Raw genomic sequence first — 22,531 nt, forward strand, 5'->3', positions numbered from 1 at the left:
TAAGTATCTCAAAATCAGCTTTGAAACGCAATTTTTCTTTTGATGCTTTTATCGAGCCGGACAGTTCGATATAATCATGAGAGGCACTAGCCGTTTTGAATCTATTTGAGGTGTAAAAAATGATATTATCTGTTAAAGATTTAAGTCATGGCTTTGGCGACAGAGCCATTTTCCACGAAGTCTCCTTCCGGTTATTAAAAGGCGAGCATGTCGGCTTGATCGGCGCCAACGGTGAAGGAAAGTCAACGTTTATGAATATTATTACTGGCAAGCTTGAGCCAGATGCAGGAAAGGTCGAATGGGCAAAAAATGTCCGTGTCGGCTACCTCGATCAGCATACCGTGCTTGAAAAAGGAAGAACCATTCGTGAAGTCCTTCAAGATGCATTCCATTATTTATTCTCAATGGAAGCCGCAATGAATGACATTTACGAAAAAATGGGTGAAGCAGATCCTGATGAACTGGAAAAGCTTTTAGAAGAAGTAGGCGTCATTCAGGATGCCCTGACGAACAATGATTTTTATATCATTGATTCCAAGGTAGAGGAAATTGCAAGAGGTCTTGGGTTAACAGATCTCGGGCTCGATCGTGATGTGACAGAGCTGAGCGGCGGACAGCGTACAAAAGTACTGCTTGCGAAATTGCTGTTAGAGAAGCCTGAAATTCTTCTTCTTGACGAGCCGACCAACTATTTAGATGAACAGCATATTGAGTGGCTGAAGCGCTATTTGCAGGAATATGAAAATGCATTTATCCTCATTTCACATGATATCCCGTTCCTAAACAGTGTCATTAACTTGATTTATCATGTCGAAAATCAAGAACTCACGCGATACGTTGGTGATTATGACCAATTTAAACAAGTATATGAAGTGAAAAAGCAGCAGCTAGAAGCAGCGTATAAAAGGCAGCAACAAGAAGTGGCTGAATTAAAGGATTTCGTCGCGAGAAACAAAGCACGTGTCAGCACTCGAAATATGGCGATGTCTCGTCAGAAGAAACTCGATAAAATGGACATGATTGAATTAGCGGCAGAAAAACCAAAACCAGAATTCCACTTTAAACCTGCACGTACATCAGGGAAATTGATTTTTGAAACGAAGGATTTAGTCATTGGGTATGACGAACCGCTCTCTCGTCCATTGAATTTAAAAATGGAACGCGGGCAGAAAATTGCATTATACGGTGCCAACGGTATCGGAAAAACGACACTGCTCCGAAGTCTTCTTGGAGAAATCTCCCCCCTTTCTGGTGAGGTGGAACGCGGAGAATTCCTGCATATTGGCTACTTTGAACAAGAAGTAAAAGAACAAAACAGCAACACTTGTATCGAAGAGGTGTGGAGCACCTTCCCATCATACACACAATATGAAGTCAGAGCTGCCCTTGCCAAATGCGGTTTAACGACAAAACATATTGAAAGCCGTGTGTCTGTTTTAAGTGGTGGTGAAAAAGCGAAGGTCCGCCTTTGTAAGCTGATCAATGAAGAAACCAACCTACTTGTTCTCGATGAGCCGACAAACCACTTGGATGTCGATGCCAAAGAAGAATTAAAGCGCGCGTTAAAAGAATATAAAGGCAGCGTCCTATTAATTTCACACGAACCTGAATTTTATCAAGATGTGGCCACTGAAACTTGGAATTGCGAATCTTGGACGACCAAAGTATTATAATCACAAAAAAGCCTTATATCTCATGCAGATATAAGGCTTTTTCTATTTAATGACCTGCTTGAATATTGATGAGATGTTTCCGGCCAATTAGCAGGATGATCATGCCTAACAGAACAACAGCCGCCCCTACATAATAAGGGGTGCTTGCTGTGTAAGTTTCAGCGAGAACTCCCGCAATCCAAGGCGCAATCGCACCACCAATAAATCGTACAGCACTGTATGAAGATGATGCAATTGAACGCTCAACAGGAGCTGATCCCATCACAGCCGTCGTAAGCACCGTATTGATCATGCCGAGGATTCCCCCAGCAATGACAATACCGCAAATGACCACGACCACATGTGATGCCCATATTCCAATGCCGAATAAAATCACAGCAAACGAAGCAAAGAGAACAACAAGAGCTGTTAATGTACCCAATTTGCGATGAATGACCGGCGCTGAGAAGACAGATGTCACAGCCAAAAATAATCCCCATCCAAAAAAGACATAGCCAAGACCATGCTCATCCAGATGAAGCACAAATGGCGAATAAGCTAGAAGAACAAAGAATCCAAAGTTATATAAGAAAGCAGCAGATGCCATCGTTAAAAGCCCCTTATATTTCAAGGCTCCAACAGCTTCAAATAACTTCACCTTTTTCTGCGGCTTTTGCATAGGTGGCAGCATAAAGGTAATGGCTAAAAGAGCAACGAGCATTAACACTGCCACACCAAAGAATGGCCCGCGCCAAGAGATCGTTCCAAGCTCACCGCCAAGGAGCGGCCCAACAGAAATCCCAAGACCTAGTGCAGCCTCATATAAAATGATGGCTTTCGCACTTCCGCCAACAGACACACCGACAATCACTGATAATGCCGTTGAAATGAATAAGGCATTCCCGATGCCCCATCCCCCTCTAAAGCCGATTAATTCATTAATCGTTGAAGAGGTACCCCCTAAAGCAGAAAAGACAATAATAAAAATAAGTCCGATTAATAACGTCCATTTCGCACCAATCCGACTAGAAATAAAACCGGTAAAAAACATCACAAAGCCAGTCACAAGTAAGTAGCTCGTAAACAAAAGAGAGACCTGACTTGGAGATGCATCTAATTGTGATGCAATGGCAGGCAAAATCGGGTCTACAAGCCCTATGCCCATAAATGAAATCACACAAGCAAAGGCCACCGCCCAGACGGCCTTCGGCTGTCTAAGCAAACTCGTACGCTGTTTCAACACTTCTTCTTCCTTCATTCCATCAGAACCTTTCCTACAGTTGTTTAACAAAATAAAATAAACACACTGAGGTGTTTATTTTTGTAATTGCTCAATGGCATGAGCCGCTCTTTCTTTCATCATTTCAAGATCCTTTTTAAAGGATTGAATCGTTTCTAGCTTTTTTGTAATCAATTGATGCTGCACAGTCAGCTGCGCATCAATATCTAACAGTTTCTCTAATCGTTCCTTCGGGTCAAGTGACAGCAAGTAGCCTTCTTTATTCAGCTCAAGCTGTTTTCCGATTTCCATAAACGATTGAAGCTCTTGTAAAGAAAAGCCAAGTACTTCTTTGGCCTGCATCACTTTCTCCAGTTCTTCCATGTCATCCTCTGAGTAAAGTCTGACACCGCCCTCTGTCCGCTTTGGTGCTGATAATAAACCAATCTCTTCATAGAAACGAATGGTCCGTTTCGTCAGACCGCTTCTTTTCGCCACTTGATCAATTTTCATCCATTCCATCGCCAGTGCCTCCTGCTCATCAATTCATGTTTTATTATACACCTTTATGACCTTAACGTAAACGTTAATATTTGATCACTTGATTTCTTTTGTGGTTTGATGCAGAATAAATAGGAATCATTACGTTTTAAAGGAGGTACCCTATGCGTTCATTTCCATCCAAAAAAGAACGACACGCACAATTCGGTTCTGTCCCGCCAAGCGCTAGAACAAAACCTTGTCAAAAAGAGAACATGATAGACATCCAACAAACCGAACAGGACTTTTATTTTGATCTGGAACAGGTCGGAATTTGCCGTGTGTCGTACCCTGTACATATTTTGTCTACAACGGCTCCACAGCACCAAACCTCTTCCGCTGATTTTACGCTGAGTACATATTTGCCAGCTCATCAAAAAGGTATTCATATGAGCCGTCTCACCGAGCAGCTTCACTCATTTTATGTGAGCGGAAAGCCGGTTGATGTGGATTCCTTAAAAGAATTGACCGCACAGCTTGCCACGCAAATGAATCAGCCTTCTGCCTCGATTCAAGTTTCCTTTCCGTGGTACATGGAAAAAAAGAGTCCCATCAGCGGAAAGTCCGGTTTGATGCATGCAGACGTGCAATACGACATCCACTTTCATGAAGAAGACGGATGGATTTGTCATATTGGCTGCACTGCTCAAGTGACAACGTTATGTCCTTGTTCAAAAGAAATCAGTGAATACGGCGCACATAATCAGCGCGGCACTGTATCTATTCAGGTAGAGCTGTTTGAACAAGGTCAACTCCCTGATGACATGAAAGCAGATCTACTGCAGATCATCGAGTCTAATGCGAGTGCGCCCCTTTACCCTGTACTCAAAAGACCAGATGAAAAACACGTGACAGAAGAGGCCTATGAAAATCCACGTTTTGTAGAGGATGTTGCGAGATTAATTGCGGCAGAGTTGTACGAACAAAACTGGATCAAAGGGTTTCAAGTTGAGTGCCGAAATGAAGAATCCATTCACCAGCACGATGCTTATGCCAAATGTTCTTATCAAAAAAAACTGTAGAATGTCTCTACAGTTTTTTTGCCAACCTTTATTTTTCATTACTTTCTAATTCCTCAATTATCAGCGACAGTTCTGTCCAGCGGTCCATTGCTTGTTCTAGTTCTTCAGCGACGGCTTTTTGCTTGTCCATCAGCTCTTGAATTTTCCCAAAATCACTGCCAGCCTCAGCAATGCTGGCTTCGAGTTGCTGGTGTTTGTCCTCTAGTGCTTGTATCCGATCTTCAATCCCATCCCATTCAAGCTGGTCCTTATAGGATAGTTTTTTCCTCTTTTTCGGTGCAGCTTCTACTTGTTTTTCAGCTGGTTTTGTCTCTGTCCGCTTCTGTTCTTTTTCTTGCTCCATGTAATCGCTGTAAGCACCTTGGAAGTGTGAAATACGTCCATTCCCTTCAAACACAAGCAAACGATGGACGACTCGGTCTAAGAAATAACGATCATGCGACACGGTGATGACTACGCCTGGGAACTGCTCCAAATAATCCTCTAAAATGCTGAGCGTCTCTGTATCAAGATCATTCGTCGGCTCATCTAAAAAGAGAACATTCGGCTCTTCCATCAAAACCTTCAATAAATACAATCTGCGGCGCTCTCCCCCTGACAGCTTGCGGATAAATGTGCGCTGCATGGATCTAGGGAATAAAAATCTCTCCAACATCTGCTCTGCTGTCACAATGACGCCATCTGCCGTTTTGACAATTTCAGCTGTTTCTTTGATGTAATCAATGATATTCAGCTCTTCATTCATTTCGTTATGGTCCTGCGTGTAATAGCCAATGCGGACTGTTTGTCCAATGGTCAATTGTCCATTCGTCGGTTCGATTTTACCCGCCAGGCAATTGAGTAAAGTCGTTTTGCCCACTCCATTCGGTCCGATAAATCCGATACGATCCCCTGGCACGACTAAATCGCTGAACTGGTCCACAAGGGTTTGACCAGCAAATGTGATGCTGATCTCTTCTGCCTCAATCACTTGTTTTCCAAGCCGGTGAGAACCGATCGCAAAATCAAGCTCTCCCTTTGCATCAGGTCCCTTTTGATCCTTCAGCTCTTCCACTCTGCCGATACGTGCTTTTTGCTTTGTCGTTCGAGCCTTTGCCCCTCTTCTGAGCCATGCAAGCTCACGTCTAAGCAAATTTTGACGTTTCGTTTCTTTTACTTGAGCTTCTGCTTCTCGTTCCGCTCTTTTTTCTAAAAAGACTTCATAATTTCCTTTATATGTGTAAAGCTGCCCCTGATTTAATTCATAAATCCGATTGGCGACACGGTTTAAGAAATAACGATCATGGGTGACAAGAATGACAGCCCCGCTGTATTGACTCAAATACCCTTCAAGCCATTCAATGGTTGCGTTGTCTAGATGGTTTGTCGGCTCATCTAAAATCAGCAAACCCGCAGGCTGAATTAAATTTTTGGCGATCGCCACACGCTTTTTCTGTCCGCCTGATAACGCATGAACAGATCGGCTCACATCTTTAACGCCAAGCTTTGTCAAAATCGTTTTCGCCGAAAGGTTCGCATCCCATGCGTCGTCCTGATCCATTTTATTTTGCATACGCATAAGCGCTTCTTGTTTTGCCTCGTTTTGTGGATCATGCTCTAAATCAGCCAGCGCCTTTTCATAGGCTTTCATCGTTTGAATCATTGGTGCTGTTCCTGAAAAAATATAGTCGAGAATCGTTTCATCCCCGCTCATTTCAGGATCTTGCTCGAGAAATTCGATATCAAGTGTCCCTGCCTTTGTGATGTCGCCTTCCTCAAATGATTCAAGTCCTGCAATGACTTTTAAAAGCGTTGACTTCCCTGTTCCATTCGGTCCAATTAACCCGATGCGTTCCTTTGGTTCTATATGAAAAGAGATATGGTCAAACAGCGTTTTTTCGCCATAGGTTTTATATAATCCTTCTACATTCAATAAACTCATTTTATCAGCCCTTACATAGATTCTTCCTTTATTTTAAATCAGCCAGTAGCAGAAAACTAGTTTTAAAAAAACCCGCTGCTGAAAAGAATGTTTCCTTTTGATGCTCGATACACTATGAAGAGGTGATCTAAAGATGATAACCATTAGTTTATGTATGATTGTGAAAAATGAAGAGGAGGTTTTGGCTGACTGCCTGTCTTCTGTTCAAGACATTGTAGATGAGATGATCATTGTTGATACAGGATCAACAGATCAAACAAAGGACATTGCTCACTCCTTTTCAGCAAAGGTACTCGACTTTGAATGGGTCCAGCATTTTGCAAAAGCACGCAATTTCGCTTTTTCCCATGCGACAAAAGAGTATATCTTATGGCTGGATGCCGACGATGTCCTACTTGAAGAGGACCAGCAAAAACTGCTTCAGCTCAAACAGACGCTTGATCCCGCAGTAGATGCCGTCTCGATGTTTTACCACGTTGGATTTAGTGAGGACGGTCAGGTGAATTTTAAATATAGAAGAAATCGGCTCGTCAAGCGTGCCTTGAACTTTCAGTGGTATGGGGCCGTTCATGAGTTTCTTCAGGTGTATGGCAACATCTTACCGGCTGATATCGCCGTCACCCATCAAAAGCGTAAGAAAACAACCGCTGGAGAGCCTGGACGCAACCTGCGCATTTATGAAAACATGCTTGCAAAAGGCGAAGAGATGACGCCTCGCGATCTCTTTTACTTCGCTAATGAATTACGAGATAACAAGCAGCATGTGAAGGCGATTCGCTTTTATCACAAATTTTTAGCCACAAAACAATGCTGGATTGAGGATGAAATTCGCACTTGCCAAAATTTAGCTGACTGCTATTATGCAGTCGGTTTTGAGGAAGCCGCCTTATCCTCCTTATTGCGATCCTTCTTATATGATCAGCCCCGTCCAGAATTTTGCTGCCGGATTGGGGATCATTTCAAAGCACAAAATAAATACAAAGCGGCCATCTATTGGTATGAGCAGGCACTGAAGGCACCTGAAATCGAAACAGCCTTTACACTGACACAATATAAAACATGGTATCCTCACCTTCAGCTTTGCTATTGTTATTATCAGCTCGGTGATTTGGCTCAAGCCAAAACCCATCATCTTGCATCCTCAGCCCATTACCCAACCCATCCTAGTGTGCTGTACAACGAAAAAATATTTGCTGAACAAACGTAAATCTCCTGTTATCACATCCGCCTGTCACATGACGGCGGATGTCTTTTGATACACATTAGCCTTTTGTGACGTTTAACACTTTAGTGATTTAAAGCGTTTTTCAACCAATTGACTAAATTGTCATTTACGCATATACTAACATTCGTCTTACGAAAAGATTTATCCATTAGGAGGTCAACATGAGTTCTTTATTTAGAAAAAAGTCTCTCGACCAGCTCATGCTTGAAAGTCAAACGAAGCGGCTGAGCCGTTCTTTGAATACATTTGATTTAATCTTGCTTGGCATTGGCTGTGTGGTCGGGACTGGAATTTTTGTGATAACGGGGGTTGCGGCTGCGAAAGATGCGGGACCTGCGATTATTATATCTTTTATTTTGGCTGCGATCGCATGCGCCCTTGCTGCTTTTTGCTACGCTGAATTTTCCTCGTCCATTCCAGTGTCAGGAAGTGTCTATACGTATTCTTACGCAACACTTGGAGAATTCCTCGCCTTTTTAATGGGCTGGGATTTAATGCTTGAATATGTTGTTGCGCTCTCTGCTGTGGCAAGCGGATGGTCATCCTATTTTCAATCACTGCTCAGTGGATTTGGTCTGCACATACCGAAGGCTTTATCGGCTGCACCCGGAGCCGCTGATGGGGCCATCTTTAACCTGCCAGGCGCACTCATTATTTTACTCATTACCTTTATTGTCTCAAGAGGCGTAAAAGAGAGCACGAAGCTGAATAACATCATTGTGCTCATCAAAATTGCCATTGTCCTCCTCTTTATCATTTCAGGCTTTGCTTACGTTAAACCTGAAAATTGGACACCTTTTATGCCAATGGGCTTCCATGGCGTGATTGCAGGAGCGGCCACTGTCTTTTTTGCTTACCTTGGATTTGATGCAATCGCTAATGCATCTGAAGAAGTCAAAAACCCACAAAAAGCGATGCCAATCGGAATTATTGGTGCGCTCGGTGTTTGTACGATTTTATACATCGGGGTTTCATTTGTCTTAACAGGCATGGTTCACTACACGAAGCTGAATGTCAGTGACCCTGTCGCTTTTGCTTTACAAGTGGTTGGTCTAAATAGTGTCGCTGGTATTATATCGGCAGGTGCTATTATCGGGATTACGACAGTGTTAATTGCACTTGTCTACGCTCAGGTTCGTTTAACCTTTGCCATGAGCCGAGATGGACTCATGCCGAAAATCTTTTCAAATGTTCATCCAAAATCGAAGACACCGGTTGCCAACACTTGGCTGACAGGCGCTGTTGCGGCATGTATCGTTGGTTTCGTCAACTTATCAACACTTGCTAATTTAGTCAGCATCGGTACACTTGCGGCCTTTACGGTGATCTCGATCGCTGTGATCATACTCCGGAAAAAACATCCGAATATGAAAACAGCGTTTAAAGTACCCTTTGTTCCTGTCCTTCCCATCATTAGTGCGGTCATTTGTATGATATTGGCTGCCACACTGAAATGGGAGACATGGCAAGCCTTCCTCATCTGGGTAGCCATTGGTGTCGTTGTGTACTTCACCTATGCAAGACGCAAAAGCCATCTGAATCAAACACAATAGAAAAGAGACACGGGGTATCCCGGTCTCTTTTTTGTTTAAATCACACTGTTTTTCACTGAATTCGAATCCACCATATCTGGATCGAGTACGCTTGAAATCGGAATGACAAGCGGTGAACAATCTCCATTGTCCTCACCAAAACCCTGGTTCAATTTCATCGAGAGAAAATAATCGATCTGCTGATAAGGTCCTAGCGTCAGTGATGCCCCCCGATCCATTGCATTGATTTTAAAAGCACCGACATTGACGACTGAGGGTGAGAATAACATCACACATCACTTCCTTGGAATAGGTTTAGCTGCTGGCGAAAAAGAGGCAGGTGAGTCCACTTGATCTCGATCATCTACATGGCTCTTTGTTCCGACAAAACCGCTGGCATCTCCAAAATTCTGTCCGTACCCCTGATTTTTTTTATCTGAGTTTTGCCACTCTGCTAACAAATTTTGTCCGACATTCACCGCCGACGCATTTTCAAAGGAATTAATTTTTAACATGAAAATATTAATATTGATATACGGAGTTGGTTGAACCACAGATAAACCTCCTTTTTATAGGTATATGCGAGCACCCATCAAGTATGTTAACAGGAGGTCTTCACATGGACTTCGAAAAAATGAAGCAGTGGATGGACATTGCCCAGCAAATGCATGGAGATGATTTTTGGAAGATGATATTCGATGATGAGCAAAGATCTCCCTTTATGGCAAATGGTCCGTCTCCCTTTACATTCTCGCAGCAAGATCAGCGAGGAACAGATGCATCGTTTCCACCAGTCGACATTGTGGAAACCCCTACTGAATTTCAGTACTTAATTTATCTGCCTGGCTACCGGAAGGAAGATGTTCAGGTGCTGTCATATGGTGAATATTTAGTTGTAAAAGGACAGCGTTTTTCCTTTTTTAACGAACAAGATTTTCGCCAAAAACAAGGAAAGTATGGTCCGTTTGAAAGAAAAATTCGGCTCCCAGATATGATTCTTGGTCAAATGAATGCGGCCTTTAAAGACGGCGTGCTATACATTCGCCTGCAAAAGGATGAAGGAAAAGCAACTGCGATAATCATAGATGACGAATATTGATACTGACTGCGTCTATTAGATCACGATCATCAATCGTTTCAATCGGCAAGATCGTGATCACGCCATCGGCATTTTGTTCACCAAAACCATTGTTTCTTTTGATCGTCGAGCAGTGATTTCGTACGATCGTCGAACCGAATGTCATCGAGGACCCTGTACCAATCGTATTCGTCTTCATATGGGTAATCTGAATGCGTGTAGACAGCATGCACTTCTCCCCTTTCATGTATCTCTATAAGTATATACCGGGCAGCTTTTCCATAGACTAGAGCAAGGCGAAAGAAAAGGTTGTGGTCCACTTGAAACATTTCATTCAATCACTCTTTAAAAAAACCGAAGCCAGTCCATCCCCATCTGTCGTCGAGCTGGAAAAAAGACTCACCGCTCTTGAGCAGAAAATGTCTGCACCTGCTCCGCCTGTCTCGGAGGATACGCACATTCACATTGAATCACTGCATGTGGACAAAATTGACTACCATTTAGAGTTTGGTGAGCTTTCCATTGATCAGCTTAAAGGCAGACTCAACATTGGAGCCACCTATTACACGCCAAAGGACCCGCACCTCAAAAAGGCAACTTCAGTACCGAAGCCAAAAGAAACAAAAACACCAAAAGTCTCCATTCGATCAAAGTCTTCATCTCAGCACGACCGGAAGCCAGAAATAAACCGCAAGCACAATCGCTACAATACTGATCACATTTAGCCAAAAGCCAGCCTTGACCATATCAGATATTTTCAGCACGTCCGCACTAAAGACAGCCGCATTTGGCGGTGTGGAAATTGGCAACATAAACGCACATGAAGATGCTAACGCAGCCGCAGCCATTAAGCCGTACGGCTCCATGCCAATTGCAAGTCCAAGCCCTACTGTAATCGGAATGATCATGTTCGCAACTGCTGTATTAGACATAATTTCGGTCATAAATAAAATAGAAGCCGTTAAAATAATTAGCAGCATGAGGTAAGACAGCCCATTTAAATGCTGTAAATTTTCCCCGATCCATCCTGTTAAATTCGTTTCCGCAAATCCTGTAGCGAGCGAAAGCCCGCCTCCAAACAAAAGCAAAAGCCCCCATGGCAACTGCTTCATATCCTGCCATTCTAGTATTCTCTCTCCATTTGTCGCTGGAATGAGAAATAATAGCATCGCCCCAAAGATTGCGATCGACGTATCCGAGACAGGAAGCCCGCCAAACAAAAAGATTTTAAAGATCCATAAAAAAGCCGTCATAAGAAAAATAGCAAAAACCCATTTTTCTTCTTGTTTCATTTTGCCTAAATCCTCTAAACCCTTCCGTATAAACGCTGCTCCCATTTCCCCTGTGTGCTCTACCTTGAACTGTATCTTGGTCAAATACAGAAATAAGAGAATGAGCAGAACAGCCGCCACCGGAAAACCAAACAAAAACCATTCAAAAAACATAATTTCTCGATCTAACAGCTTTTTTGACATCGCTGCAAAAACAGCATTTGGCACAGACCCAACGAGTGTCGCCAGTCCGCCAATAGAGGCTGAATAAGCGACTGATAATAGGATGCTTTTACTGAATCGGTCAAGAGATGCACCAGACAAAATATCGTTCGCCTTCACCTCTTTAATCACAGCCAGTGCCACAGGCAGCATCATCAGTGCTGTGGCTGCATTTGAAATCCACATAGATAAAAAGGCCGTTGCCATCATAACCCCTAATACAATGCGGTCACTTCTTGTGCCAATGATGTTTAAAATATGTAAGGCCATTCTTCTATGTAAATTCCATTTTTCAATAGCAATGGCAATCATAAATCCGCCCATGTACATAAAAACAATCGGGTCTCCATAAGCTCTTGATGTTTGCTCCATCGATAGCCCGCCAAGTGTTGGCAAAAGGATGATGGGCAATAAAGAGGTAGCCGGTATAGGCAAAGCTTCTGTGACCCACCATGTCGCAGTCCAAGCCGTAACGCCCAGTACCACTCTTGGTGCATAGGTCAATTCACTTTCTGGAATGAGCAAAAAAATAAGCAAAAAGAAGATCGGTCCAAGAACAAGTCCAGTCAGATTCACTTTTTTATAAACGATCACAATTCCTCCTTCATGAAAACGCTTTTAATTTTTTCTAATTTTTCACATTCGATGATCACATAAAAAATCCTTTAAATCATAAGAAAAAATGAAGAGATTCTTCAGCAGCAACTGTGTCTTGCTTCATATTTCCACTTCATGACTTGGTCTATTTTCATAGGAGAAACTATACAAATCCTACACAGTAACTGTAAACTAAAGAGGATCTAATCAAAAATTGAGGTGTTTTCATTGTATACAGATCAACGAAAATCATTTTGGAAACAGAAAAAAGTCATCATTCCCCTTCTTAGCATCATCGCGATTGCTGCTGCTCTCTTTTTCTTAAAAGATACGCTTTTCTCCAAAGAAAAAGAGGCGCTGAAAGCCGCTGAATCCTTTACGAAACATCTGGAGAAAAAAGAATTCACAAAATTGGCAGATGAGGTCACAAGCGGCTCTCTGAAAGCCAATGACTTTTCTAAAAAACAACTTGCCGAAAAATACGATCATATCTTTAGCGGCATCGGTGCGAATGAACTAAACGTCTCAAACGTCAACGTAGAAAAACAGGATAAAGGAAATGGGTATCAATTCACCTATGAAGTCACGATGAAAACGTCACTTGGAAAACTGAACAAACTCTCTTACAAGGGCGTTCTCTCCGAAGAGGATAACGAGTGGAAAGTAGACTGGAAACCAAATCTCATCTTCCCGCAAATGGAAAAGGGTGACACCATCAAAGTGACAACGGATCCTGCGGTACGCGGAAATATTGTAGATCGAAAAGGGCGCACGTTAGCAGAAACAACTGGTGGACACGCGCTTGGCATCATCCCTGGAAAGCTCGGGACAGGCACGGAAAAAGAAAGCAACATCAAAAAAATCAGCAGCGCTTTTGATATAGATGAAGAGCTGATTCAAAATCAGCTGAAACAAGCATGGGTCACAGATGACACATTTGTCCCGCTAAAGTCTATGTTAGAGCAAAAGCCGATTCCAAAAGACATAAATGGCGTCACCTATCAAACGAAGGAAATGCGCTACTATCCATATAACGAAGCCGCTGCTCATCTGACAGGCTATGTGGGAAAAGCAAATGCGGATGATATCAAAAGAAATCCAGCTTTAAAGGCGGATCAAATCATCGGCAAAACCGGCCTTGAATTCACATTTGACAAGAACTTAAGAGGACAAGATGGCGGAAGCATCCTCATTATCCATGATGAAACAGGTATTGAAGAAACATTACAAAAAACAGACCGAAAAGACGGAAAAACAGTCAAGCTGACCATTGATGCATCTTTACAGAAAAAAGCCTATCAACAGCTGAAAGGTGAAAAAGGGGCTGTCACCATTATGAACCCATCATCAGGTGATTTATTAGCGCTTGTCAGCACCCCTTCTTACGATGTCAATTTAATGACCAACGGGATCACGCCTAAACAATACCAAGCATACAGTGAAAATCCTGATCTCCCATTCCAAGCTCGGTATGCGAGCAGATATGCACCAGGATCTACATTCAAAACCATTACAGCAGCGATTGGACTGGAAACAGGTGTCACAAAACCTAATAAAGTGCGCACCATTCATGGGCTGAAATGGCAAAAGGATCAATCATGGGGAAATTATCGCATTACACGGGTTCATGACAAAGAACAAGTCAATATGGTCGATGCCCTCGTGTACTCAGATAATATTTATTTTGGACAGGAAGCCCTTGAAATCGGCAAAGATACTTACGAGAAAAAAGTGAAAACATTTGGGTTTGGTGATGATTTAAACATGCCGTTCACAATGAAACCGGCACAAGTGTCTAACGACGGGATCCAATCAGACATCTTACTCGCTGACTCTGCATATGGCCAAGGAGAATTACTCATGTCTCCAATTGAACAAGTACATGCATATTCTCCATTTGCAACAGGAGGAAAGCTTGTGTACCCTCGAGTCATTCAGGATGAAAAAACAGCATCACCAAAACAGATCGTCAAAGAAGATACAGCAAATACGGTGAAGGATGCACTAACTCAAGTCGTCACCAATTCAAACGGAACCGCTCACTCGTTGCAAATAAAAGGGGCTGATATAGCCGCTAAAACGGGAACAGCGGAACTAAAGAGCAAACAAGGTGCGACAGACGGTACTGAAAATGGATTTTTACTTGCGTTTAATCCTAAAAAAGAAGATTACGTCCTCGTCGGCATGATTGAAGGTGTGAAAAACCGTGGAGGCAGTGGACTTGTCATTCAAAAAATGAAGCCTGTCATCGCTTCTTTCTATAAATAACCCTTTAGAGACACACGCTCCATCAAGCGCATGTGTCTCTTTTTTTCTAAATCATGACAATTTGCTATTGTTTTATAGTTCACCTTATGAATAAAATGAGGAGAATGAAACAAAGAAACAAGTTGAATGAAAGGAGGAAGTCTCATTGGCTATTGCTGCTCAAACAAAGAATAAACCTCAAAAAGCGGTCACCGGTTCAACGGTTTATCCTATTTTATTGATTATTGGTATTTGCCATATGCTCAACGACACATTGCAAGCCGTGATTCCTGCCATGTTCCCTATTTTAGAACGCTCAATGGGGCTGACCTTTACTCAATTAGGGCTAATCGCCTTTACATTAAATATGGTCTCCTCTGTCATGCAGCCTGCGATCGGGTGGTACACAGATAAACGGCCGATGCCCTATGCACTGCCTATCGCATTATTTTCAAGTGCTGTCGGCATTTTCGGCCTTGCGTTTGCGCCATCATTTGCGACCATCCTACTGTGCGTCGTCTTTATTGGACTTGGCTCTGCGATTTTCCATCCAGAGGGCTCACGGGTTGCCAACATGGCAGCTGGTCCTAGACGCGGTCTTGCTCAATCTATCTATCAAGTCGGTGGAAATACAGGTCAAGCCTTTGCTCCGCTAATCGCTGCATTAATGCTCGTTCCTCTCGGTCAGCCAGGTGTGGCTTGGTTTACGATTGTTGGAATGATTGCTGTCGGTTTCCTTCTTTATATTTCAAGATGGTACGCAGGAAGACTTCAAACCATTCGAGCACAAGCGAAAAAAGCGCCTGCAAAAGCAGCAAGATCTGAACTTCACCGCAAGTCAGCGCTCACAGCACTTGGCATTATCGTCTTTCTTATTTTCGCGCGTTCTTGGTATGGAAATGCGATCTCGAATTTCTATGCGTTTTATGCGATTGAACAATATGGTTTGACGATTAAAGAATCACAAACTTATATTTTCTTATTTCTTATATTGGGTGCGATTGGGACATTTTTAGGCGGGCCGCTTGCAGACCGCTTCGGCAAGAAAACCGTCATTTTAATTTCCTTATTAGCATCCTTTCCGCTTGCCCTGCTTCTCCCATTTGCCGGACCAGTTTTTGCTTATGTTTTACTTGGACTCATTGGGATCATTCTGACCTCAAGCTTCTCTGTCACCGTGGTCTATGCCCAAGAACTATTTCCCGGGAAAATTGGCACAATGTCTGGTTTAACTGTTGGGCTTGCGTTTGGTATGGGAGCGATTGGATCCGTTGCCCTCGGCTCATTAATTGATGCAGTCGGTTTAACGCCTACCATGATCGGTGTCGCCTTTTTACCGATATTAGGCATCCTAGCCTTCTTACTGCCAAGCGATCAGACCATAGCGAAATGGAATGAATCATAAAAGGTAAAAACCGCTCAATAAATGAGCGGTTTTTTCATATCTCATAAAAATGCGTATCAGGAACATGCTTCTTTGCAATAAACCCCTGCTGAAAGTCTGGAAAGACCTTTTGCACCTGTTTAATTTTCAGATGAATCAAATCAGCATACGGAATATACAAATGATCCACAAGAGTGTGTTCTGTCATATAGTAATACCAATTCAGATTAAAGGTATTTTCATCAATGATCGTAAAGGCAGAGAAATGATAGAACAGCAGTGGACATTCGTCGAGATACATATCTCCTTTCACAACGGAGAGCTTATAGTTTTCAATATTCCAAATCGCTGCATTGGCACCTTTAGATGCCACCACATGGACACCCTCAAAATCATCGACCCACCTTTCAACATACCGCTGATCACCATATGTCTTTTTTTCCGTATCCATTTCTACTGTACAGTGCGCAATGCAGTTCTCTTTCCACTGCGTCACAGCCCGTTTGGCCACATCTGTGTTTCGACAGCCTACAAACCCAGTATTAAAACGGCCGGATAATTCATAAAAGTGATAGAATCGCTTGGAATTCATATGATCTGTCAAAAATACATGAGCGAGTGGATTTTCTGCAAATATCGCCTCTGGATCATGATAAAAATACAAATCCGTATCCAAATGAGCGAGATAATCTGCATCAGAGGACTCAAGAATTTTGAGTAGAAACGCAGGCTTAAGCGTCCAGCAATACTCGTGGAACGTACGATCCGCCTTTGCTTTTCGCAGCGAATCATCTTCCACATCTTCAAGCTGTTCATATTGGACATGTGGATGAGGAAACTGACTTAACACCTTGTAAGCCAAAGGATCAGCACATAAGACAGAAAGTTTGTATGATTGAGCCGTCTGCTCAAGTGAATGAATCAGCGCCAGCAGCTTAAACACATGGGTATTCGACACAATGGTTGTGAAATGATAGGATGCCATCTACAACACATCCACTTGGAACAAGTCAACATGCAGCAGCTCTTTTGTGAGCCCATGAATGGCCTCTGACAGCACCGTGCATCCATGTTCCTGCTTGGCAAGCTGAGCTGCCTCTGACAGCTTTTTCAAAGGGAAATGCTTTGCCGTCAGCACGTCCTTTTGATCACGTTTAATGCCCACATTCCGCTCTGTGATCATATGAAGCAGCTCCAAAAAATAAGCGAGCAGATCATCATATGCTTCATTCTTACGCAGCTGGCGAATGTCTTTCACGATATCATTTGTCACGGTATGAGAAAATGGTCCAGAGAAAGCCAAATGAACATCAATCGAATCAATATTGTTGTACTTCTCGCACATATACAAAATGTTATATTTGATGTCATCGAATGACGTTAAATTACTTGGATGTTCCTGATGCACACTTAAAATATCCTCACGCAGCTCAAATGAGAGGCCAAGCTGATGCAGACGAATGCCTAAATCATAATCCTCAAACCCGTATCTAACGATTTTTTCATCAAACATCCCTAGTTCCATGACATGCTTTCGCTTGACGGAAGAGTTATTTGTGATAAAAAATCGCCACGGCAATTGATAAGAACTTAAATCATAGTCGTACGTGCTTAAAATGTCTTTCAGGATATCAATAAATTCGGACTGCAAGTCGAAGCTTCTCTCTAGAAATGCGCCGCTTTTCACTTCCTCCATCGACATAAGAGACGTTTTGTCTTTCATTTTCCGCTGATACAGCCCTTGTTTTTTTAATCGATTCACATGATCTTTATCAAAACCGGTGTAAAAATAACGGTAGATTCGCTTCCAGCATACACCGCAAATGACACGGTCCTCATGATCAGCATGTGCCTCTGCGTGCTTTTGAATAAATTGGGGCTCTGCCAGCATATCGCTGTCATGGAATATTAAAAGGTCTCCCTCTGCCTCACGAATGGCATGATTGCGCCCCTTGGCAATTCCTTGATTGACAGGAATACGCACCTTTTTGAATGGAAAGTTCACCTCAATGTTTTCGAGCATTTCCATCGTGCCGTCCGTTGACCCATTATCAGCGACAATGACCTCAAATGGAATATCGGTTTCCTGAAGCGTTAAGGAAAAAAGGCTCCCTTCTAAACGCTCTTTCGCATTATAACTCGGAATAATGACGCTGACCTTCGGCTTTTCATTCATGCGCCATCCTCCTCCAGTTTGGCATAGCCGTTAAACATCGGATTGACTTGTTCTACCGATTCAATCACATGACGCAGCACTTCCCGATAGGCTTCTTGGAAAAATGGCAAGTCATCTCTTCCTTTTTCATGGATTTGCTGCATATCATCTTTGCTTAAGATCCGAAAACCACTGAAATGATAGCAAATGAGTGGGCTTCCATCCTCAAGCAAAATACGTCCATTCTCTTCCTGATAAGAATGCTGGCCATAATTCCAGTGACCAATATTCACACCCTTTGTTTGAATATCCTCTACTTTTTCAAACAGCACCGGCATATGATCTAAATACCCTTGATCGCCAAATTTTCCTTCTCCAGGCGCATTTTTGCATTCTTTTAGACATTCTATTTTCCACCAGCTCAGGCACTTTCGGCCGGCTTCATCTCCTTTAAAATGCAGGAACCCTGAATTATAGCGCCCTAAAAGTTTCTGAAGCATCTTCACTTCCTCTGGATCAAAGCTTGGAATGACAATATCCCCTCTTGATAGAAGCACAGAGGCATCAGGCTGGTTTTGAAAAATCACTTGTGGACTCTCATAAAAGAACAAATCCGCATCAAGATACGTCACTTCCTCCGCCTGGTCCTGCTTAAATAGCCACTCAATCCAAATCGGTTTTAATGTCCAGCAATATTCCGAATCATTTCGTTCCTTTTTGATCTCTAGAAGCTCCGGCGTTTCAAGTTCACGTACATGAACAAGATCGACATGCGGGAAATTCATTTGATGAAGCAAATCAAATGCAGCATCATCCATACATAACGTCTTGATGACAGCATCATCTTCTACTTGCTTCAACGATAAGAAAAACGCAATAGCTTGATAAAGTCTTCCACTTGATAGAACCGTACAATATATGCTGTTCATCTGTATACACCTCTATTTTTGAAAGAATTCGCGATACCATTCAATTGTCTTTTCTAACCCTTCATCAATGGAGTAATCAGGCTTCCAATCAAGCAGCTTTCTCGCCTTTTCTGCTGATAAATATTGATGCTTAATCTCATGCGTTCCTTGATTCAAAATACGAGGTTTTAGTTCACTGCCCATCGCCTTTAAGATTTTATCAACGAGCTCAAGCACAGTCAGCTGAATTTCATTACTAAAGTTAAATGCTTCTCCTGCAAGCCCTTTTTCCTCCATTTTTTCAGCTAGCAGTAAATAAGCCTTGACCGCATCTTCAATATAGAAATAATCACGGATAAAGGTTCCGTCACTTCTAATTTCTGGCGCCTTTCCCTCTAACACAAGCTGGATGGTTTGCGGAATGATTCGGTTAAAATTCAAATCCCCGCCTCCATATAAATTACCGCAGCGCGTAATACAAACCGGTAGACCATATGTGTTGTAGTACGTGTGAGAAATTAAATCTGCACAGCTTTTTGACACATCATATGGGTGCTTGCCGTTAAGCGGCATGTCTTCATCATAAGGAAGCTGTTCTTGATCCCCGTATGCTTTATCACTCGATGCCACAATCACTCGTTTGATAAGCGGCTGCCTTCTGCATGCCTCCAGCACATTCCATGTTCCTAAAATATTGGCTTCAAATGTAGAGACCGGGTGACGATTTGCGACCCCGACAATCGCTTGGGCAGCCAAATGAAAGACTGTATCAATCTCATATTCTCCTAACGCACGTTCTATCGTTTGCATGTCCTCAAGTGCGCCTTGGACGACATTCATCTTTTCAAATTGACTGCCTTGATACAAGTTCGATCTTGGCACCTGATCACGTACAAGCCCTGTTACGTTTGCTCCTTGATCAATCAATTCCTTGACGAGGTAACTCCCTAACAATCCCGTACACCCGGTCACAAATACGTTTTTCCCATTCCAAAATCCGCTCATGCTGTCACCAAACCTTCCATGGTTGTTTTCCATCTGCCCACATGCCGTTGATTTCTTTCAAGTTTTTATACGTATCAATTGCTGTCCAAAATCCGTGGTGCTCATAGACTGCAAGCTCTCCATCATTCGCCAAGTTTTGAAGAGGCTCTGCTTCGAACACACATTGATCATCATCTGTTAAATAATCAAAAACCTTTGGAGACAACACAAAAAATCCTCCATTGATCATCCCGATACTGTCTGTCTTCTCAGAGAAGGATTGTGCCATCCCGTTATACACCTTCAGCGTGCCGTACTGTGATTTCTTTTCAATTCCTGTGACAGTGGCAGCTGCTCCAAGCTCTTGATGGCGCTTGAGCAAATGAAACATATTGATATTGGCAAGTCCGTCCCCGTACGTCATCATAAATGTCTCATCACCAATATAATCCTGTACCTGCTTTAGCCGCCCGCCTGTCATCGTATTCTCACCCGTATCTAAAAAAGTGATTTTCCAGTTCTCCGAATTCCCTAAAAGCTTTATTTCCCCTGTCGACATATCCAGCTGCATGCTGTGATGCCGCCAGTCGTAGTTGAGAAAATACTCTTTGATTTTCTCTCCTTTATATCCAAGCAATAAGATAAACTCGTCTACACCGTAATACTGATAGATTTTCATAATATGCCATAGAATAGGCCGATCTCCGATCATAGCAAGTGGTTTAGGAAGCGCTTGTGTGACCTCACTCATTCTCGTTCCCTTTCCTCCGCAGAGAATGACTGCTTTCATCTTCTCCCCTCATCTCTCTATGAAAATTTTTGATTGAAAACCCTATCTTCATGCGGAAAATCAGTACATGTACCCTTATACTTTGTCCGACATCAGGTTTTGAATCTACTCTATTCATATGTCGGAATAAGAGAGGGTGCCACCTAGCATTTAACTATTTTTACAAACAAAAAAGAGCGAGATTTGCATTCTCGCTCTTTCAAAGTTTAAATTGTATATTTTCAGGGTAGATGGTATGATAAACATGTGCATATACAGCACAAACAGCCTCTTTCGATAAAGAGACTACTAGATTGAATGAACTCAAGTGGCAGCTTGCTTCATTCTTAATATGAATCACGGAGGTGAATTCCCATGGCACAAAATGTACTTTGTGAAGTGAACTCTTGCCGTTTTTGGGCTGACAACAGCTGTACAGCTTCTACCATTAAAATTGGTAAAAGCACAATGACTGACGTGACTCGCAATGCTGAAACGGATTGCGAAACATTTGAAACAAAATAATACATGATTTTCTGAGATGAAGGAACTGGCAGGTTCCTTCTTTTCTTTTATCATTCTATCAAGAATGATAATTATTATCAAGCGTTTTTCACGAAACATTTCTCGGGAAATAATGACACGATATTTCTCCATTCGTTGACGATTTTCACTCCTTTTTCTATACTCAACATATCCAAAGAAGAAAAAGTGGTGACCAATCAGTGGATTTTACGATACGATTTCTATCATTCTATGTGGTTGAAATAGAAGGCAAAGAAGAACAAGCAAATAAACGGTTTAAACATTACCAAACATTAGACCAAGAGGAATTTGAACAAAGTGAGCTGAAAGACTTTCTAGACGGTGAGCTTAAAAAAATCGTCAAACGAAAAGTGGACAGACACCCTAAGTCTGAGCAAGTACCTACTAAAATTGGCCGATTTATTGTCGAACCCGGGCATGAACTCGATTCAAATCCAAACTACAATTTATTTCATCAGACGAGATTTGCAGATACAAAAGAAGTATTTAACGAATGCAGTGAACAATTTGTTCGCACCTATTTAGATACAAGTGCTGTCAGAGGCGGCGTGTTTTTGGTTGCATCTGCGGTTCCTAAAAAATATTTCGATGACTCTTTTGTCTTTATCATGAAATGCGATTTTGAACAGAAAGTCGCTTCTATTGCTGATACATCTACCTTGATCAAAAAAGTAGAAATGGCGATTACAACAAAAAACATGAAATCGATTCAATACCCGTTCATGCCAGAAGAGGGCATGACAGAGGAAGCCGAAGTGAAAATTCATCAATCCTCACACGCTCGTTATTTTGAAGACTTTCTAAAATTCGTCGAATACGGGGAATCGATGCCTGAAATCATGAAATCACAGGTCATGAATATGGTGCAGGAACATGTATTTGAAACATTTCAGGATGAAAGTGAAGAATTAAAACAATTTGAAGAGGACCTTGAAATATGGGAAGCAAGTGAAAAACGGGAGATTCGGGAAACACTCGATACAGAACAGGTCACGCTAGCCGCTTCACACATTGTTGAACAAACCCCTGATATCACGATGAAGATGCGTCTAGGCGAAACAGAAATTAAAGGACTTTTAGCCGACTTCGGCCACTCGATTCATATCGCAAAGGTCAACAATCGATATGTCGTGCTCGTTGAAGCAGATCAAATTGTATTTGAAAAAGGAAGCACACCTGTTGAATTCCATAAACCCAATGGCTTGAAAGAGGTCGTCAGCCAGCTGACGCAAAAAGCCTATGATTCAGACTTAGAATAA

General features: G+C 42.3%; 22 protein-coding genes. 10 read left to right on the forward strand and 12 right to left on the reverse strand.

The features are described from left to right. Window positions 1-119 precede the first annotated feature (119 nt). Window positions 120-1,673, forward strand: a complete 1,554-nt coding sequence (locus MHH23_RS17495; protein ID WP_024718592.1) for an ABC-F family ATP-binding cassette domain-containing protein — start codon at window positions 120-122, stop codon at window positions 1,671-1,673. Between the two features lie 46 nt (window positions 1,674-1,719). Here the strand turns inward: MHH23_RS17495 and MHH23_RS17500 are convergent, their stop codons facing one another. Both MHH23_RS17500 and MHH23_RS17505 read right to left on the reverse strand, forming a co-directional pair. Beyond that, on the reverse strand, window positions 1,720-2,910 hold the full coding sequence (locus tag MHH23_RS17500) for an MFS transporter (protein ID WP_340959939.1): 1,191 nt from the start codon (window positions 2,908-2,910) through the stop codon (window positions 1,720-1,722). A 57-nt stretch (window positions 2,911-2,967) separates the two neighbouring features. Beyond that, complete coding sequence (locus MHH23_RS17505) at window positions 2,968-3,393, reverse strand: MerR family transcriptional regulator (protein ID WP_017366797.1); 426 nt, start codon at window positions 3,391-3,393, stop codon at window positions 2,968-2,970. A 143-nt stretch (window positions 3,394-3,536) separates the two neighbouring features. Here MHH23_RS17505 and folE2 point away from each other — a divergent pair, with 143 nt between their 5' ends. Next, window positions 3,537-4,433, forward strand: coding sequence for a GTP cyclohydrolase FolE2 (gene folE2, locus MHH23_RS17510; protein ID WP_340959940.1), 897 nt, complete (start codon window positions 3,537-3,539; stop codon window positions 4,431-4,433). A 28-nt stretch (window positions 4,434-4,461) separates the two neighbouring features. On the opposite strand, the gene MHH23_RS17515 is transcribed toward folE2, so the two are convergent. After that, complete coding sequence (locus MHH23_RS17515) at window positions 4,462-6,354, reverse strand: ABC-F family ATP-binding cassette domain-containing protein (protein ID WP_098680470.1); 1,893 nt, start codon at window positions 6,352-6,354, stop codon at window positions 4,462-4,464. A gap of 133 nt (window positions 6,355-6,487) precedes the next feature. Between MHH23_RS17515 and MHH23_RS17520 the strand changes: the two genes are divergently transcribed. Together MHH23_RS17520 and MHH23_RS17525 are read left to right on the forward strand one after the other, a co-directional pair. Further along, entirely contained in the window at window positions 6,488-7,561 is a 1,074-nt protein-coding gene (locus tag MHH23_RS17520) for a tetratricopeptide repeat-containing glycosyltransferase family 2 protein (RefSeq protein WP_041090656.1), read from the forward strand. Window positions 7,562-7,740: 179 nt separating this feature from the next. Next, window positions 7,741-9,132, forward strand: a complete 1,392-nt coding sequence (locus tag MHH23_RS17525) for an amino acid permease (protein WP_340959941.1) — start codon at window positions 7,741-7,743, stop codon at window positions 9,130-9,132. A 35-nt stretch (window positions 9,133-9,167) separates the two neighbouring features. Here the strand turns inward: MHH23_RS17525 and MHH23_RS17530 are convergent, their stop codons facing one another. Both MHH23_RS17530 and MHH23_RS17535 read right to left on the reverse strand, forming a co-directional pair. Beyond that, window positions 9,168-9,401, reverse strand: coding sequence for a hypothetical protein (locus MHH23_RS17530; protein WP_008344178.1), 234 nt, complete (start codon window positions 9,399-9,401; stop codon window positions 9,168-9,170). 6 nt (window positions 9,402-9,407) lie between these two features. After that, window positions 9,408-9,665, reverse strand: coding sequence for a hypothetical protein (locus MHH23_RS17535; RefSeq protein ID WP_008344180.1), 258 nt, complete (start codon window positions 9,663-9,665; stop codon window positions 9,408-9,410). Between the two features lie 65 nt (window positions 9,666-9,730). Here MHH23_RS17535 and MHH23_RS17540 point away from each other — a divergent pair, with 65 nt between their 5' ends. After that, window positions 9,731-10,210: an Hsp20/alpha crystallin family protein gene (locus MHH23_RS17540; protein ID WP_008344182.1), complete on the forward strand. Its 480-nt coding sequence runs from the start codon at window positions 9,731-9,733 to the stop codon at window positions 10,208-10,210. Here the strand turns inward: MHH23_RS17540 and MHH23_RS17545 are convergent. Further along, window positions 10,191-10,418 carry a hypothetical protein gene (locus tag MHH23_RS17545; RefSeq protein WP_046342912.1) on the reverse strand — a complete coding sequence of 76 codons (228 nt, stop codon included), beginning with the start codon at window positions 10,416-10,418 and terminating at the stop codon, window positions 10,191-10,193. The genes MHH23_RS17540 and MHH23_RS17545 overlap by 20 nt on opposite strands. An 82-nt stretch (window positions 10,419-10,500) precedes the next feature. On the opposite strand from MHH23_RS17545, the gene MHH23_RS17550 reads away from it, so the two are divergent. Then, window positions 10,501-10,914: a hypothetical protein gene (locus MHH23_RS17550; protein WP_235673374.1), complete on the forward strand. Its 414-nt coding sequence runs from the start codon at window positions 10,501-10,503 to the stop codon at window positions 10,912-10,914. Here MHH23_RS17550 and MHH23_RS17555 read toward each other — a convergent pair. Then, window positions 10,846-12,276 (reverse strand): SLC13 family permease, encoded by a 1,431-nt coding sequence (locus MHH23_RS17555; RefSeq protein ID WP_024718600.1) that lies wholly within the window; start codon window positions 12,274-12,276, stop codon window positions 10,846-10,848. The genes MHH23_RS17550 and MHH23_RS17555 overlap by 69 nt on opposite strands. Before the next feature lie 231 nt (window positions 12,277-12,507). Here MHH23_RS17555 and pbp4 point away from each other — a divergent pair, with 231 nt between their 5' ends. Both pbp4 and MHH23_RS17565 read left to right on the forward strand, forming a co-directional pair. Next, window positions 12,508-14,547: a penicillin-binding protein PBP4(5) gene (gene pbp4 / locus MHH23_RS17560; RefSeq protein ID WP_340959943.1), complete on the forward strand. Its 2,040-nt coding sequence runs from the start codon at window positions 12,508-12,510 to the stop codon at window positions 14,545-14,547. Between the two features lie 145 nt (window positions 14,548-14,692). Beyond that, a complete protein-coding gene (locus MHH23_RS17565) occupies window positions 14,693-15,931 on the forward strand; it encodes an MFS transporter (protein ID WP_072367729.1) in 1,239 nt (412 codons plus the stop codon). A 34-nt stretch (window positions 15,932-15,965) separates the two neighbouring features. Here the strand turns inward: MHH23_RS17565 and MHH23_RS17570 are convergent, their stop codons facing one another. The 5 genes from MHH23_RS17570 to rfbF are packed head-to-tail and all read right to left on the reverse strand — an operon-like array spanning window position 15,966 to window position 20,747. Next, window positions 15,966-16,895 carry a putative nucleotide-diphospho-sugar transferase gene (locus MHH23_RS17570; RefSeq protein ID WP_024718603.1) on the reverse strand — a complete coding sequence of 310 codons (930 nt, stop codon included), beginning with the start codon at window positions 16,893-16,895 and terminating at the stop codon, window positions 15,966-15,968. Beyond that, a complete protein-coding gene (locus MHH23_RS17575) occupies window positions 16,896-18,086 on the reverse strand; it encodes a glycosyltransferase family 2 protein (RefSeq protein WP_340959946.1) in 1,191 nt (396 codons plus the stop codon). Then, window positions 18,083-18,994, reverse strand: a complete 912-nt coding sequence (locus tag MHH23_RS17580; protein ID WP_268382435.1) for a putative nucleotide-diphospho-sugar transferase — start codon at window positions 18,992-18,994, stop codon at window positions 18,083-18,085. The genes MHH23_RS17575 and MHH23_RS17580 overlap by 4 nt, the downstream gene beginning before the upstream one ends. Before the next feature lie 12 nt (window positions 18,995-19,006). Next, the gene (locus MHH23_RS17585; RefSeq protein WP_025092661.1) at window positions 19,007-19,978 is read right to left on the reverse strand and encodes a GDP-mannose 4,6-dehydratase; all 972 of its coding nucleotides are present in this window, start codon (window positions 19,976-19,978) and stop codon (window positions 19,007-19,009) included. Between the two features lie 4 nt (window positions 19,979-19,982). Beyond that, window positions 19,983-20,747, reverse strand: coding sequence for a glucose-1-phosphate cytidylyltransferase (rfbF, locus tag MHH23_RS17590; protein ID WP_096881107.1), 765 nt, complete (start codon window positions 20,745-20,747; stop codon window positions 19,983-19,985). Window positions 20,748-21,101: 354 nt separating this feature from the next. Here rfbF and MHH23_RS17595 point away from each other — a divergent pair, with 354 nt between their 5' ends. Both MHH23_RS17595 and MHH23_RS17600 read left to right on the forward strand, forming a co-directional pair. Further along, window positions 21,102-21,251 carry a DUF1540 domain-containing protein gene (locus tag MHH23_RS17595; protein ID WP_008344201.1) on the forward strand — a complete coding sequence of 50 codons (150 nt, stop codon included), beginning with the start codon at window positions 21,102-21,104 and terminating at the stop codon, window positions 21,249-21,251. A 200-nt stretch (window positions 21,252-21,451) separates the two neighbouring features. After that, entirely contained in the window at window positions 21,452-22,531 is a 1,080-nt protein-coding gene (locus MHH23_RS17600) for a DUF3900 domain-containing protein (RefSeq protein WP_017360425.1), read from the forward strand.

The organism is Bacillus sp. FSL K6-3458 (genome assembly GCF_038005045.1).
In the GTDB taxonomy this organism is placed as follows: Bacteria; Bacillota; Bacilli; order Bacillales; family Bacillaceae; genus Bacillus; species Bacillus altitudinis.